The sequence below is a fragment of the Bacteroidales bacterium genome, from assembly GCA_035299085.1.
Taxonomy (GTDB): Bacteria; Bacteroidota; Bacteroidia; order Bacteroidales; family UBA10428; genus UBA5072.
Map to the genome: position 1 here is coordinate 1 of DATGXG010000066.1, position 15,255 is coordinate 15,255.

10 protein-coding genes and 1 tRNA gene are annotated in these 15,255 nt (G+C 36.4%); 7 read left to right on the forward strand and 4 right to left on the reverse strand.

Annotation, left to right across the window (positions count from 1 at the left end; translation table 11 throughout):
• Nucleotides 1-421: 421 nt before the first annotated feature.
• Complete coding sequence (locus VK179_21275) at nt 422-1,258, forward strand: class I SAM-dependent methyltransferase (GenBank protein HLO61297.1); 837 nt, start codon at nt 422-424, stop codon at nt 1,256-1,258.
• A 183-nt stretch (nt 1,259-1,441) separates the two neighbouring features.
• Here the strand turns inward: VK179_21275 and VK179_21280 are convergent, their stop codons facing one another.
• On the reverse strand, nt 1,442-4,423 hold the full coding sequence (locus tag VK179_21280; protein HLO61298.1) for a choice-of-anchor tandem repeat GloVer-containing protein: 2,982 nt from the start codon (nt 4,421-4,423) through the stop codon (nt 1,442-1,444).
• 433 nt (nt 4,424-4,856) lie between these two features.
• On the opposite strand from VK179_21280, the gene VK179_21285 reads away from it, so the two are divergent.
• The 3 genes from VK179_21285 to VK179_21295 all read left to right on the forward strand — a co-directional run bounded on the left by VK179_21285 (nt 4,857) and on the right by VK179_21295 (nt 8,412).
• On the forward strand, nt 4,857-6,377 hold the full coding sequence (locus VK179_21285; GenBank protein ID HLO61299.1) for a T9SS type A sorting domain-containing protein: 1,521 nt from the start codon (nt 4,857-4,859) through the stop codon (nt 6,375-6,377).
• A gap of 239 nt (nt 6,378-6,616) precedes the next feature.
• Nucleotides 6,617-7,972, forward strand: a complete 1,356-nt coding sequence (locus tag VK179_21290) for a tyrosine-type recombinase/integrase (protein ID HLO61300.1) — start codon at nt 6,617-6,619, stop codon at nt 7,970-7,972.
• A gap of 20 nt (nt 7,973-7,992) precedes the next feature.
• On the forward strand, nt 7,993-8,412 hold the full coding sequence (locus tag VK179_21295) for a hypothetical protein (GenBank protein HLO61301.1): 420 nt from the start codon (nt 7,993-7,995) through the stop codon (nt 8,410-8,412).
• 100 nt (nt 8,413-8,512) lie between these two features.
• Here the strand turns inward: VK179_21295 and VK179_21300 are convergent, their stop codons facing one another.
• The gene (locus VK179_21300) at nt 8,513-9,103 is read right to left on the reverse strand and encodes a hypothetical protein (protein ID HLO61302.1); all 591 of its coding nucleotides are present in this window, start codon (nt 9,101-9,103) and stop codon (nt 8,513-8,515) included.
• Nucleotides 9,104-9,115: 12 nt separating this feature from the next.
• Nucleotides 9,116-9,568, reverse strand: coding sequence for a hypothetical protein (locus tag VK179_21305; protein HLO61303.1), 453 nt, complete (start codon nt 9,566-9,568; stop codon nt 9,116-9,118).
• A gap of 701 nt (nt 9,569-10,269) precedes the next feature.
• Here VK179_21305 and VK179_21310 point away from each other — a divergent pair.
• Nucleotides 10,270-12,735: a T9SS type A sorting domain-containing protein gene (locus VK179_21310; GenBank protein ID HLO61304.1), complete on the forward strand. Its 2,466-nt coding sequence runs from the start codon at nt 10,270-10,272 to the stop codon at nt 12,733-12,735.
• On the forward strand, nt 12,735-13,754 hold the full coding sequence (locus VK179_21315) for a hypothetical protein (GenBank protein ID HLO61305.1): 1,020 nt from the start codon (nt 12,735-12,737) through the stop codon (nt 13,752-13,754). The genes VK179_21310 and VK179_21315 overlap by 1 nt, the downstream gene beginning before the upstream one ends.
• 81 nt (nt 13,755-13,835) lie before the next feature.
• Here the strand turns inward: VK179_21315 and VK179_21320 are convergent.
• Nucleotides 13,836-13,908 (reverse strand) — tRNA-Phe (locus tag VK179_21320).
• A 117-nt stretch (nt 13,909-14,025) separates the two neighbouring features.
• Here VK179_21320 and VK179_21325 point away from each other — a divergent pair.
• Entirely contained in the window at nt 14,026-15,255 is a 1,230-nt protein-coding gene (locus tag VK179_21325) for a pitrilysin family protein (GenBank protein HLO61306.1), read from the forward strand.

Genomic DNA, 15,255 nt, shown 5'->3' on the forward strand with positions numbered 1-15,255 from the left:
TACATTTTCAAAAATACAGGGCGAATGATCAATAGTTTCATTGTTTATTCCCCAGGTTCATCCAACGGCCCTGTTTGTCGGTATTTTTTATCTGTACTATTTCGGTTTATCCTAATATAATCCTTTATTTACTGCATAAAATGAATACGCGTATAATTTAACATAGAATCTCTTATATACAGGTTCCATTTTGATTCAATTGTTGTGATTTGTTCACTTCCGGGTGCGCACAGCGACCGTCAGTCCCATTACTTACCTCTACCTTTTTTCCTCTATCAACTTCACCGAATTGACTGGCAGTTTCTTATGTAGTTTTCGAAAGATAAGAAAAAATTTAATACCTGATTTTGGTATGCCTGAAAAAATGGCTAGATTTAAAAATTACTCATCCCTTAAAACTGCACCTTGATTAACTATTACAATGAATATAGAATTAATTAGAAAATTATCCAACAAGCCTCAGTTGTATGAAAAAGGGACCGCTGTTATGTGGACAGACCCTTATATTTCCAAACAATTGTTAGAAATGCATCTGAACCCGGATAATGATGCAGCAAGCCGAAATCATGGAAAAATTGAGAATACTGTAAATTGGATGTTAGAAAGGACTGGCAAACCCGGATTGAAAGTCCTTGACATGGGTTGTGGCCCCGGCCTTTATACAGAACTGTTTGCACAAAGAGGACATTCGGTGACCGGTGTCGATTTTTCAGAGAATTCAATTCAATATGCCATAGAACAAGCAAAAGAAAAGAAACTCAATATCAAATATTTTCATATGAACTACCTCGATCTGGACTTTGATAACCAGTTCGATCTGATCATCCTGATCTATCTCGATTTTTGTGTTTTATTACCTGATGAAAGGGATAAAGTATTGAGAAATATTTACAGGGCATTGAAAAAGGGCGGATTTTTTATCTGTGATGTGGTGAATGAAAAGAACATTGATAAAAAAACTATTTCACCTTCCTGGGAAATCCAGGAATCCGGATTCTGGAAGAATTCACCATACATTGCCCTCACAAACGGCTACCACTACCCGGAAGCAAAAGTGCTGGCCAATCATCATATAGTAATCACTGAAAAGACGGTGGATACGTATGTTTTCTGGAGCCACTATTTTGAAAAACATGATTTGGTACAAATCCTGGAATCGAAAGGTTTTAAAAATATCGAAGCATACGAAAATGTATTACCCGAAAGCAATGATTGCTGGAACGGCGAAAATGTGACGTTTTTTGTGGCAGCGAAATAGTGAATGCCGGATTACGGCATGACTGAGCCTGTCGAAGTCATGCCTGCTTCTTTACTTATCCCGGTGGCTGAGCTTGCCGAAGCCGAAAACACTGAACACCGATTTAGGATTTAAGTAGGTTGACCGGATGCCGGATGCTGGATACCTCCGATATGTGTTTGCTATAGGATAATCAAAGTCGAATCATTCTTTCGTGGTTTTGAAAATTGCCTTTTCATTCTCCGATCGGATTACTACCAGGTATATCCCGGGCAGGACGCAAATATTCATGTCAAGCAGCCGGGAATCGGAAAAATGCCTCTGTTGAATAACCCGACCATCCAATTCTGTAACGGCAACATCGAGTGCCTGGTATGTTCTTCCAAGGTCGATTTTGAAAGTTCCGGAATGGGGATTCGGATAAAGGACCACACTGTTCCGGAATGTGTTGCTGATACGGGTGGGGTTTGAAAATGCATGGCAGGCGGAGGTATCAACACAACCGAATTGCCTTATGATTACAGCATAACATCCGCTTTCAGCCGGTGTATATGTCCGGTCAACGGCTCCCTCAATAACCGTATTCGGATCATTGCAACGGATCCATTGATAACTTGCTTCGGTTGCATGGGCTGTCAGAACGTTCTGACCAATCGTCACAGCTGTGTCAACAGGGCCGATTGTCAGATCCACCGTCAGAATTGTATCCATGCCGGTAAGATTCAAGATGGTATCGGCATATATTCCTGACTGGGTCCATATATACCTGCCGCTGGGCGAAAGAAAATCGCTGCAGTTCATGGCTGCTATTGTTTTTTCGGGCAGGCGACCGACCCTGAGAATGCCGCCTTCGGGCTTGAACTCTTCTTCCTCCTGGGGGACTGCATTATTTTTATCCTTTAGGGCTTTTGCATGGAACCGGTTCAAGCTATTTTCTTTAACGGGAATGTTGAATTTAAAAATCATGGTATCCTTTACCGGGTCCCATTCAAAAAAGGCTCCTTTACCATCCGACCCTCCCTGCCTGGTCATTCCGTAGACTTTTCCATTATCACCCTGTACAAGAGTTCCGCACGGACTGTAACCCGGATCATCTGCTTTAAAATCAAAATCTTTTTTAAAGGTATTCGTGCTGCGATTATATTCATAAAGTATACCTCTGTCATAGTCACCTCCACTGGCAACACCATATAATAATGTGTCATGGCCTGCATCGAGCAACGTTCCGTATGGATTTATACCGGATTCCGCATCGACGAATTCATATAGTTTTGTAAAGACATTTGAATCCGGATCCCATTCAAACAGAACACCATGGCCATATTGCCCACCTTTACTGGTCACCCCGTAAAGATTGCTATCGCCTGCCTTGGTTAATGATCCGTAAGGGGATCTTCCGTTTTCAGTCTCATTGAAATCAAGTTTTTTGATATAGGTGTCGGTGGACGGATCCCATTCAAATAATACGCCATTGCCAAATTTCAGCGAATGTATCTCATGCTGATAGATGCCACCATCGCTGGTCATTCCATATAATTTACCGTTGTCCGCCAGGACCAGTGATCCGGTGGGAAACCGCCCATTTCCCTCTCCGCCGAAAATCAATTTTTTTGAAAAAGAATCGTTTTCAGGGTCCCACTCAAAAAGAACTCCAAAATCACTGCTATCCGCATATCCACCTGCACCGGCCATACCATATAGCTTTCCATTGTTTGCCTGTACAAGTGATCCCATAGGCCATTTTCCATTTTCATCCACTTTGAAATCGAATTTTTTTGTGTATATGCCCCTGATGGGATCTAATTCAAAGATAACCCCTTTATCGTTCAGTCCCCCTTGCGAAGTCATGCCATAAAGCTTTCCGTTATGGGCCTGAACAAGATTGCCTCCCGGATACCGGCCGTTGTCTGCCGTGCTGAAGTCATATTCCTTGGTAGATGTATGGGCCATATAATCCCATTCAAAGATCACACCCTTGTTAAAGTAACCCCCCTGTGCGACTCCGATGAGCTTTCCGGGCGATGACTGGATAAATGAGGTACCTGGAGAAATTCCTTCAGATTCCTTATTGAAATTATAGATATTGGTACAGGTTTCATTTACGGGATCCCATTCGAAAATCACTCCCCAATTAGATTGTCCGCCGACTGTAGTTGTGCCATATAACTTTCCGTTTTCTGCCTGGAAAAGTGTACTGATTTTTCCCGCACCGTCATTACCATTAAAATCATGTTTTTTTGTGTAGGTATAGTCAGCTGTGTCGAGCTCAAACAAAACTCCGCAACACATGCCTCCAAAGGCAGTTCCATAGAGTTTGCCATTATCTGCAAGGAGAAGAGACTGTTCGGGCATCCGGCCATTGTCATCTCCCCTGAAATCGAAAATCTTCCGGAAAGCACTGTTTCCGATTGATAAGACAAAGATTACCCCATAATCAAAATCACCCCCATATTCAGTCGTGCCATACAATTTACCCCCGGTTACTGGTGTCAAGGCACTTAAAGGTTGCCTTCCATCGCTGCCGATGAAGTCATGTTTTTTATCAAATGCGTCAGTTGCGGGGTCCCATTCAAAAACAACTCCCTCATTGCTGATCCCGCCATGGATCGTAGTTCCATAAAGTTTGCCATTTTCCGCCTCAACTAAAGAGCCGTAAGGATTTTTCCCGATCTCATCCTTGAAATCCAGTTTCTTCAAAAACAAATTTGTGACCGGATCCCATTCGTAAAGCACACCGCAATCATACAGCCCTCCATAGCAGGTGGTCCCGTATAATTTACCATTCGAGGCCTGAATCATGGTACCACACGGAGATCTTCCACTGCTGTCCCCATCAAAGAGGAACATTTCGGAATATTTGCGGGTAACAGGATCCCATTCAAAAATAGCACCATCACCCTGGTAGAAATCATCCACATGATTACCTCCTCCATAAGTTACCCCGTAAATTTTTCCGTTGCCCGCTTTGCAAAGTGGACCGACAGGATAGTAAGCGATACCATTACTTGTAAACTCTGATATGATGCTGGTATTTTCCCAGTTTTCATCAACCCTGAAAATTGTGCCGTTGCCATATTTCCCTCCCTGTTGCGTCATTCCAAAGAATTCGGTTTGGGCTGAGATGGGGATCGTGTTCCACAGGAGGAAAAAGAAGACCGGCAGGTTTATTTTTATTTTCGATTTCATTTTATTTTGTATCAGGTATTGTTTACTGGAAATAAACAGCAGATAATAAAAAGATTAGCAGGCCTTTCGATTACCATTAAAAGTTAGGGCTGAAATAAGAATTTATCAACTATTTTTGACGAGCCAACGGACTTGTTGTTCAGGAGACCCTGATCCATTGACAAACAGCGAAAAAATTCGGCCAAATGTGTAGCAAATGTTATGCTTGATACTCACTTTGGCCGAATGTTTTGCAGGTTCTCAATCTGTAAATTGACTGGCAGTTTATAATCCGGTTTTCGAAAGATAAGAAGATTGCTATAGACAGCTTAGTTCCGAATAAAAAATTCATCTTACTATTTAGATTTAATTTGTAACAAAGCACTTTACTTTATTTCGTAACTTTTCCTTTTTATCCCCTGATTTCCAATTAATAACCTAACTCTTGTTTGTTATGAAAATGCTCGTATTAATCCTGACTTTAATTGCTTCAGGTTTATATTGTAATGCACAACACGTAAATATTCCGGATGATCATTTTTTAAAAGCACTTATTGAAAGAGGTGTTGACACAAACGCTGACAGCCTTATCGATATTGCAGAAGCCGCAGCAGTTAACAAGTTATTCCTTTCGGGTTACTCAATCAATGATTTGACAGGAATTGAAGCCTTTGTTAACCTTGACACTCTTTTTTGCCAGCAAAATATGCTAACCACCCTGGATGTTTCAGGAAATAGTTCTTTACTCTATCTGGAATGCGATTTTAACCAGCTAACCAGCTTTAACTTTTCCGGTTGTAATAAGCTTGAATGGTTATCCTGCTCAAATAATCAATTTACCAACCTGGATGTTTCAGCATGTACTAATCTTGTATATCTGCTATGTCCCTTCAATAAGTTAACATCCCTTGACGTTTCAAAAAATGTTGTTTTAAGTCGCCTGGTTTGTTACAGCAATCAATTAACCGGTCTTGATGTTTCAAAAAATATTGCGTTGCATGAATTGGACTGCAGCAGTAACCAATTAACCGGTTTGGATTTGTCACAAAGTGATTCTTTGGAGTATTTATCCGTTAATGGTAATCAACTTACGAATCTCAATGTTGCTGCATGCAGTAATTTAAAAGGTTTAAGCTGTTATAGCAATCAGCTTTCCGGTCTGGATGTTTCCGGTAATTCTATACTAACATCTTTAGTCTGCATGAATAACCAGTTGACCCATCTTGAATTAGATCCCGGATTGTTTAATCTGGATTGCAGTTTTAACCAGTTAAGCGATTTGGATATCAGCAGTATTGATTCCTTAAGCGAACTTGATTGCAGTTCAAATCAATTAACCGGTTTGGATTTTTCATCCAACACGAAACTGATAAGGGTTGTCTGTACGTCAAACCAACTGACAGGATTGGATCTTTCCAATCATTCCGCGTTACGCATGGTAATTTGTGATCAGAATCAACTTACCGATTTGAATTTAACAGGCTGTAACAATATCATAACCTTAAATTGTTCCGGTAATTTGTTAACCTCATTGAACCTGTCAACAAACAACAATCTGATGCAACGATGGAGCAGGATCGATGGAATTATTAATTTGTCAGAAATGCCGTCCCTGGTTGAAGTTTGCGTCTGGATAACACCATTTCCCCCGGTGGGCGTGCCAGGTAATCTTATTGCTGAAAATAGCCCTAATATTCACTTTTCAACGGATTGCCTGACAACTTCATCAGATGACAGGGAAAAAGACATAGTATCCGTTCATCCAAACCCGGCAACGAATTACTTATTAATTAATGTATCAGACCTTACAGAATTTACAACGATTGAATTGCTTGACATGCAAGGTCAATCAGTATTGTTCCGTAATCTGTATGAAAACAGGAAGATTGCTGTAAACGGGCTGAATCCCGGGTTATATATTTATAAAATCAGGAATGGTAAAAAGGTGCATTCAGGGAAGGTGGTTGTTGAATAAACATCAACAGGCATAAAAAACAAAACCCCTTGAACTTCAAGGGGTCTCTTTTTCCATTTTGTGGTGCCACGTGTACCTCAAAAGTATGGTTTAAATAGATTTACGATTCAAAAAAACATTATATAAGTAATAGAAAAACAATACTATAAAGTAAGATAAGTAAAAGCGCGGAAAATTAAATTATAAATTCGTCGGCCAAATGTCGGCCAAATATTATCTTTGTGTAAACATTTTACATAATGGCATCTATAAAATTTCTTACCCGTTCTACTATTAATAAACCGGTTACCGTTTATTTACGTTTTATTCTCTCCAGAGGAGTTGATTACAGAGTTGCCACATCTGAAAGAATTTACCCTCAATATTGGAGCAATAAGAAACAGAAAATCAACGATGCCATTTTAAAGACCGATGTATTCACAGCCCAGGATGCCGCTGATATTACAGAACGGTTTTTTAAGCTTAAGGATTATATACTTAGAGAGTATGGCAAATTGTCCGGACAGCCTGTTACCCGTGAATGGTTGGAAAAAACTGTCAATGCATTTTACGGCACTCAGAAAAAAGGCGACCATACTCCAGAAACCTTAAACCAATATATTGACCGGTTTATTAAAGAGGCCAAAGCTGGAACCCGTTTGACAGATAAGAAAAGCCGGTTCAGTTATTCATATACGCATTCATTGACCGGCTTTCAATCTCAGTTCAATGAATATCAGGGAGTATATACAGAAAAAGCATTAAACGCTCTGAAAGAGAAAAAGGAAACCCCAAGGAAAAAGCATATTTTAAATTTTGGCGACATCAATCCGGATTTTTATAATGAATTCATAAAGTACTTCTATTCAAAGAAATATTCGCCGAATACAATAGGCAAGCATATAAAGAGCCTTAAAACAATTATGCGAACCGCTAAAGAAGAGGGATTGCACAATAATACAGAAACAGAAAGAAAAGCGTTTAAATCAATTAGTGCGCCTGTACAAACCATTTACTTAACAGAAAGCGAACTACAAAAGATTTATAATCTTAATCTGAATACATTGCCTGATTATGATTTGGCCCGTGACGTTTTCTTGGTGGGATGTTATACCGCTCAGCGTTTTAGCGATTTTTCACGGATAAAGCCTGAAAACATAAGGACTTTAGAAAATGGTAAAAAGGTAATTGACCTTATCCAACAAAAAACCGGCGAACGTGTTACAATACCAATAAGGCATGAGCTGGAAACTATTATGAGAAAGTATAATTATCATTTACCAAAGACATACGAGCAGAAAGTAAATACCAAAATTAAGAATATTGCAGCTGATGCAGGTATAACCGATGTTATTCAGATTGAAAAGAATAAAGGCGGGTTAAGGATAAAGGCCAATGTCAGAAAATGTGATTTAGTGGTTACCCATACCGCCAGGCGTTCAGGTTGTACCAATATGTATCTTGCCGGTATACCCGTAATTGATATTATGAAAATTTCAGGTCATAAATCAGAAAGAGAGTTTTTAAAGTATATCAGGGTATCTAAAGAAGAAACGGCAATAATTCTTAGTAACCACCCCTATTTTATTGGAAACACGTTATTAGTAGCTAAATAGTTCTTATTGTGGGGAAAAAAATGAGAAAATTATATGAAAGTGCTGGAAAAACTAGGGACAGAGTTAAGCGCTATCGTTCACTATATGATAAAGTTTTTGGAGACGATGAGATTGATAATAATAGTTCGCCCTTAAGTAATGAGTCATTAGTAATCAATGAACAACAGAATAAACTTATATTAACTCATAGGCAACAAGCTATTATATATTTTTTTAAAATACAGGCAAAAGTTGCAAAACCGTTATCAAGAAAAGAACAAAGAGAACTGGGAGGCAAAAAGCGCGAACAGGCATTTGATACAATTATGAATCCTAAGGGAAAAAATTACAAACCATTAACAATCAGTGAAATAAATTTTGTTCTTCCTATTTTAGAAAATTTTCCTGAGGCTTATAAATTAGCAAAGGAAAAGCTAATTGAATTACAAAAAAAATCGTAGCCCCGGTACGTACCCGGTATTATTTGCCAAACCAAGCCATAAGAGATTAATTAGCATCAATTATTAACCAATTGATGTTATGGAAAACACAATCATTTTATCAGGCGTTACTCCTGATCAATTTTTTGATCGAATAAGAGGGATTTGGATGGCTAAAAACAGTTAACCCTGATTCTTGATATTTATTCGAAATTTCAAGCGCATCTGCCCCCTTCGGAGTTTGGAGTAATAAATAGCTTTCTCTGTCTTTTAATACTTTGACACCATATTTATTGTTTAGCTCTTTAATTGAATTAGCTGAAACATCTTCTTTGAACTTAGCTACGAATTCATCAGTAACTCCCAACTTCAGCCCTGTATTGATGGTATAAATTGGATTACAGCTTTGAACATCATTCGTTTCTTTGATTTTTAAAAGATATTCTAATTTTGTATCAGATGGAATTGAAATTATTATTGTACTATCATCCTTCCAATCTATTATTTTACTTTTTAGGTCTGCACTTAAGGAGACTTTATTTGGATTATGTTCTTTGTTATGATCATATCGTACAATGAGCAAAGAACCTTGCTCATTGAGTGTAATTTTTTCATCATAACTGTAATAAAACTTTTGTTGAACTACGTTCTTAGCACTTATTAAAATTAATAAAAGTACTAGTGATCCAAAAAGGTAAAAATTTTTATTCATATTTAATTAGGGTTATAGTTTTAGAGCTTTTACAACAATTATTTGAGTAAAACTCGTAAATAAAACATCAGCAGTACACCAGTAAATACTTTTTTCATTTTCTTTTGCATATCTGTAATAGATACGAGTTTTAAATTGATATCTTGCCTCATTAGGAAAATAAGCAGAACTACGGTAATTTTCAAAATATGTCCATGGTATTTTGAATAATGTATCAGATTGATTAGTAATTATTGAAGCTGGCATTTTAAAAACATCATCAGATAAGTTATAAACTTCTAATGTATCCATCTCATTATCAGATATAATAATATATCCTATTCTATATTGATTATATATGGTACACGGAGCAAACCCGACAATATAACCATTCATTACTTCAATTTCTTCCTTTGATCTTTCACAGCTACTAGTCAATATTCCAGCGTTAAATATTATTAAAATTAAAATCTTATAATATTTCATAGGAGTTTATTTAATTCGATAAATAGTGCAGATAATAATATTAAGGCAGCCTTAAGCATTCTTTTATTAAATAAGTAATTAATGCAGAACGAACAAAACAGAAATTCCAGAATTGATAAAAGGCTTCTTCACCTAATATTTCATAAACCAATCAAAATTCCCAAAAAGAAGCTTAATCACTCAATATTAAATTAATATCTTAATATATGCAAATTTTGTTAGGAAAAAATGATTCTAAATTATCCTTTAAACATTAAAACCGCCGGAATAGGAACAACGCTACTCCAAAAAGATACTTTTTTCACCTTTTCAATGAAACCGTTATCTGTTTAGTATTAGTTCGAATAATTCAATTAAATTTTGGAAATATGTTGAATTTTTATTACCTATGTATGAAGGTAATCGATATATGTACCCTGAGGAATCTTGTTAAGCTATTGATAAGTAAATAATTATACTTTTTTGAATTTATTGAAAGGTATATTGTTTCTTCGTAGTTAGGAGTTATACTATGATTTTATATATTATAAATCAAAAAGGAGGTTAAGACCAGAAATTTAATGTTTTATTTTAAAATCATTTGAAAATCAAATGATTTTAGGGGAATTATTGTTGGTCCCCAGATAATACAGCATAAACCCATAGCTAATTTTAAACCCTGTAATATTAAATCAAAAACCTTAACATTAGTTTTTCTATTAATGATTAAAACTTGTTTATTTGGACAAAATGAAAAGTTTTTTTACGCGAATAAAACAAATGAAAATTGGACAATAAAAAAATCTGTTACCAATATAGATAACCGAAATTCCTATAAAACATTTGAAATTGAATTACTAGAGGATGGTAATTATTATCTCGGTGCTTGGTTAATGGGAAATTATAAAGGGAAGAATTTCGATTCTATAAGCCTCAAAATAAATAATGGGGATATTATATCGAAAATTTGCCCTTCAAAAGCAACTTGGCAATCAATCCTAGTATCGGATAAAAATAATGTAGCACAAAAATTTGCTCTAAAAAAAGGGATTAATACATTTACATTTATCAGTGCAATTCCTGAAATTCCACAAATCGAATTCATTAAAATATCCAAAGATTTAGAAAAGTCAATAATTCCGGAAAAAAACTATTTAGATTTCTTAAATCAGATAAAATCAAAAAAGATTCATTCTCAACCTGATTATATTTTAAATGAGTCTGATACTAATTCTTATAACTTAAAATCTGTTCTACCTAATCCTCCTGACGCTAGTTACTGGCACTATATAAGCGCCCCATGTAAGTATACTTGGTTTGTTGAAAAAAGTTATCTTCAAAATAATTCAATAACAATTACATCTGTTTCGGAAAATAACTATCAATATGTTTTAGAAGTTTTTAACGAAACTTCTCCTCATTTGTATTCATGGGTTAAAAAATCTAATTCAAGTGGTCAAATATCACTTGCAATTACATTCCCAGTATCTGGCATTTATTTAATCAGATTACGTGCATACCAACAAACTACACAAGGAATAGTAGATATTCAAGGCGTTGGTGGCCTCTTTACAGGAAGTTTTAGTTATCAAGATTGCCCCGTTACGGGCACAGGTATTGCTCATCCACATGAAACTCCGCATGAATACAATTATTTTACCGCTAAGTATTCAAACTGTGATCCAATGGTGTTTATAGAAAGAAGCAATGAAGCTCCTGGTAAAATAATAGGCTACAACGATGATTATTTTAATGCAACCGGAGATTTTCAATGGTTGTGGAACGCAAGAGTCAAGAAGGATTTTTCCGATGCAATACAATCAATGTTAATATCTTCTGCAAGCTCTTTCAATCCTTCTGGAACATGTGATATTTACATGCGATGCACAAATAGTTCACTACCTGGCCCAAATTACCCTAATTTAAAAGCAGATGATGCAATTACTGCAGCACCTGAAAATAATACCTATAACTGTGCAAGTTGGGCAGGAGGAATAACAGACGGATGGTATTGGGGATGTAAATTTGCTAATGCTTCTGGTGGCTCATGTATTGGTTTAAATTATGGCAACCCATATATGTGGAATTCTTGGGATAATTATTTTGCTAATTATCCTTCACCGCGATATGCAAATGCAATGAGTTATACAACAATAGGTGCAACATCCAGCAATGCTGATATAGCTCTTTGGTCAACTGATGGTACCATAGAACAACTTCAACACGTCTCGGTTAGAAATTATTCAAATAACAACCCACATGGGTATGATTGGGAAAGTAAACCAGGAGGCAAGATGCGGACATTTCATCCTCGTGACGCATTAAATGGACCAGAATATGGAGAAATTTTTGCCTATTATACCAGAATTGTACCTTCTAAATCTTCGGTAGATGAAACTATGACATTTGATCAATCAGTTGCATCAGGTTTAACAATCATTGAAAACGTTGAACTAACGAATCCAGAAAAAATTTTACTAAAAAGTAAAATTGATTCTAAGAGAGTTGGTCAATTAGAAAATTTCTTTGATAAATGGAAACAATCTTTGTACTCTGCAAAATACGCATATAATAGTAATCCGTACGTATTTCTTACAAGTGATGAATATTCTGAGTTAAATAATTATTTGTTGGAAAACGAAATTGAGGGAATCGCATTTTTAGCTGAAAAGTTGTTTGGAGATGAATTGAATCGTTTCGAGAAAGAAATTACATCATTATTATTATGTGAATTAGCAGCCAAAAATCATTTGAAAGATTTGGAAAATGTTAAAAAAGACCAAGTACTTAAAAGCTATACACAGGAAGGAGCATATAATGCTCCTACTGCAGAGAATATAACAAAAAAATTTATGAAAAGAATATTCTTTGACACACAAGAAATTATTGAAGAAGATTCATATACAATACTCAAGAATAAATATAATTCTCACGAATATTTTAATATTTATCCTAATCCTATTTCCGACATCAGCTTTATTAATCTAAAATTAGAAGAAGAGAATTTTATTTCTTTAACTATTTATAATAGCAATGGGAATACAGTTACAACTCTTATAAACAATCAGCTTTATAATTCAGGCATATATAACTTTGAACTTAGTGATGAGGGGCTAACTTCAGGCATTTATGTTTGTAGTATTAAAATTGGAGATCAAATTTTCAATAGAAAATTTATAGTACAATAATGTTAAATTTAAGGGTTGTTTTTAATATAAAATATATTATTTTACTCAGCGCTTTTCTGGCATCGTGTGAAAGTTCAGAAGATAAAAATAAGAATGAGTGGAGGAAATTCTTCTTAGAAACTGATCCTCAAACAAATTTTTATATCTCTTCCATGGCACAATATGATGAAGAAACTATCATATTTTCAACATATAAATATTTAGACAAAAATCCACTCTATATTGTAAGAAACGATTCTATGATTGCTATAGATACGAGTAATATTGAGAATGAATTATCTAATCTTAAAGTATTTTACAGTTCTGAGAAAGCAAAAATTTGGATAAATGACTATTGCATTTTATGTTACACTCCAAATTCAAGCACTTATCGATACTGGGAGGTAAGTAATATCAATGGTAGGAATTCAGGATATCTGAAAATGGATATAAACGGAGATATCTGGTCTTCATCTTATAATGGAATTTGGAAATATACTAATCAAAGGTCTGAACAATTCTTCCCGGGGAAGTTTTTTAGTGAAATATGTCTCGATAAGAGCAAGAATATTTACATAGGAACCGTTCCAGATGTAGATCAAAAAGGATACCTATTAAAATTTAACTATTACAAATGGGATACAATATATACATGTAATAGTAACTCATTTTGCATTTCATCAATGAGTTTCGATAATTCAAATTATTTATGGTGTGGAGTAATGAGTAGATCATACATCGGTAATGAATACGGCGGTGGTGTTATAAAGTTAGGTGAACGGGTTCAAGAATTCAATATACTTAATTCCGACCTTACAAGCAATTCAGTAGTAGAACTAAATATTGATATGCATGATAATGTTTGGATTGGTACCTATTCTGGTGGGATCTGCAAATTACAGAAAGATGGTAAATGGGTAAAGTATTATTTCCAAAATAACATAGGATTAGGTCAAAATTTTGAGCATATTTTAGTAGATGATTTTAATAATATTTGGGCATCTCTGCAGTTTTTTGGTTTGGTCCAATTCCAAGAATAACTTTCGGCCAAATGTCGGCCAAATGATCTTATTAAAAATAAAAAACCCCTTGAATTTCAAGGGGTCTCTTTTTCCATTTTGTGGTGCCACGTGGAGTTGAACCACGGACACACGGATTTTCAGTCCGTTGCTCTACCAACTGAGCTATGGCACCGCTTTTTTTGGAGTTGCAAATCTAAATAAAAATTCAATTCATCAAAACTTTTTTTACAAAATTATAATCGCATTAAACTACAGCGTTTTATGGCATTTGACTACTTTTGCATCCATTATGCCAACTAACGAGTACTTTATACATACCCTGAAAAACGGGATACGACTGATCCATAAACCGGCCAACAGCCCCGTTTCGCACATGGGTCTTTTTATAAACACCGGTTCACGCGATGAATATGAGAACGAGCACGGAATGGCTCACCTCATTGAACACATGCTTTTTAAAGGAACAGAACACAGGAAATCTTACCATATCCTAAGTCGCCTCGAAGATGTCGGCGGAGAGCTCAACGCCTATACAACCAAGGAGGAAACCTGCATCCATGCCACTTTCTTTGACGAATACTATGCCCGTGCACTCGACCTGATCAGCGATATAGCCTTTAATTCTTCTTTTCCCGAAAAGGAGCTTAAAAAGGAAAAAGAAATTATCCTCGATGAGATCAACTCCTACAAGGATTCTCCTTCTGAACTGATCTTTGATGAGTTCGAGGAACTGCTGTTCGACGGGAACCCTATTGGCAGGAATATCCTGGGAAGCGAGGAAGGATTAAAAAAATACACCCCCTCCGATATCCGGAAATTCATTAACCGCAACTATACAACCGACCAGATGGTGGTGTCGTCAGTGGGGAATATTCCGTTCGGAAAACTGGTTAAACTTTTCGAGCGCTATTTCAACGTGCCGGAACTAAAAGCTGCTGGTACCAGGAAACAGGTTACCTACGCCAATAATCCCGTCACCCGCAGGATCGACAGGAAAACTCACCAGGCTCATTGCATCATCGGCAACCTGGCATACCCGATTCACGACTGCCGCCGTCTTCCTTTGTATGTGCTCAATAATTACCTGGGAGGGCCCGGATCCAATTCACTTCTGAATATGTCGCTGCGGGAGAGGAGGGGATACGCCTATACAATAGACTCCATGTACACATCCTATAACGATACAGGTAATGTTACCATTTATTTCGGCACTGATAAGACACTTGTGGATAAATGCATTGACATAGTCCTGCGCGAATTGCGTCTGTTCAAAAGCAAAAAGCTCAGCACAATACAACTGCATAAAGCCAAGCGACAGGTACTCGGACATATCGCCATCTCCTCAGAAAACAATGAAAATTATATGCTCTCAATGGGCAAAAGCCTGCTCATTTTTAATAAAATCGAAACCCTCGGGGAAACAGGCAGGAAAATTCAGGCTATCCGCGCTGAAGAACTCACTGATATCGCCAATGAAATCCTGGACGAAAACAGGTTATCTTACCTGATATACCTATAA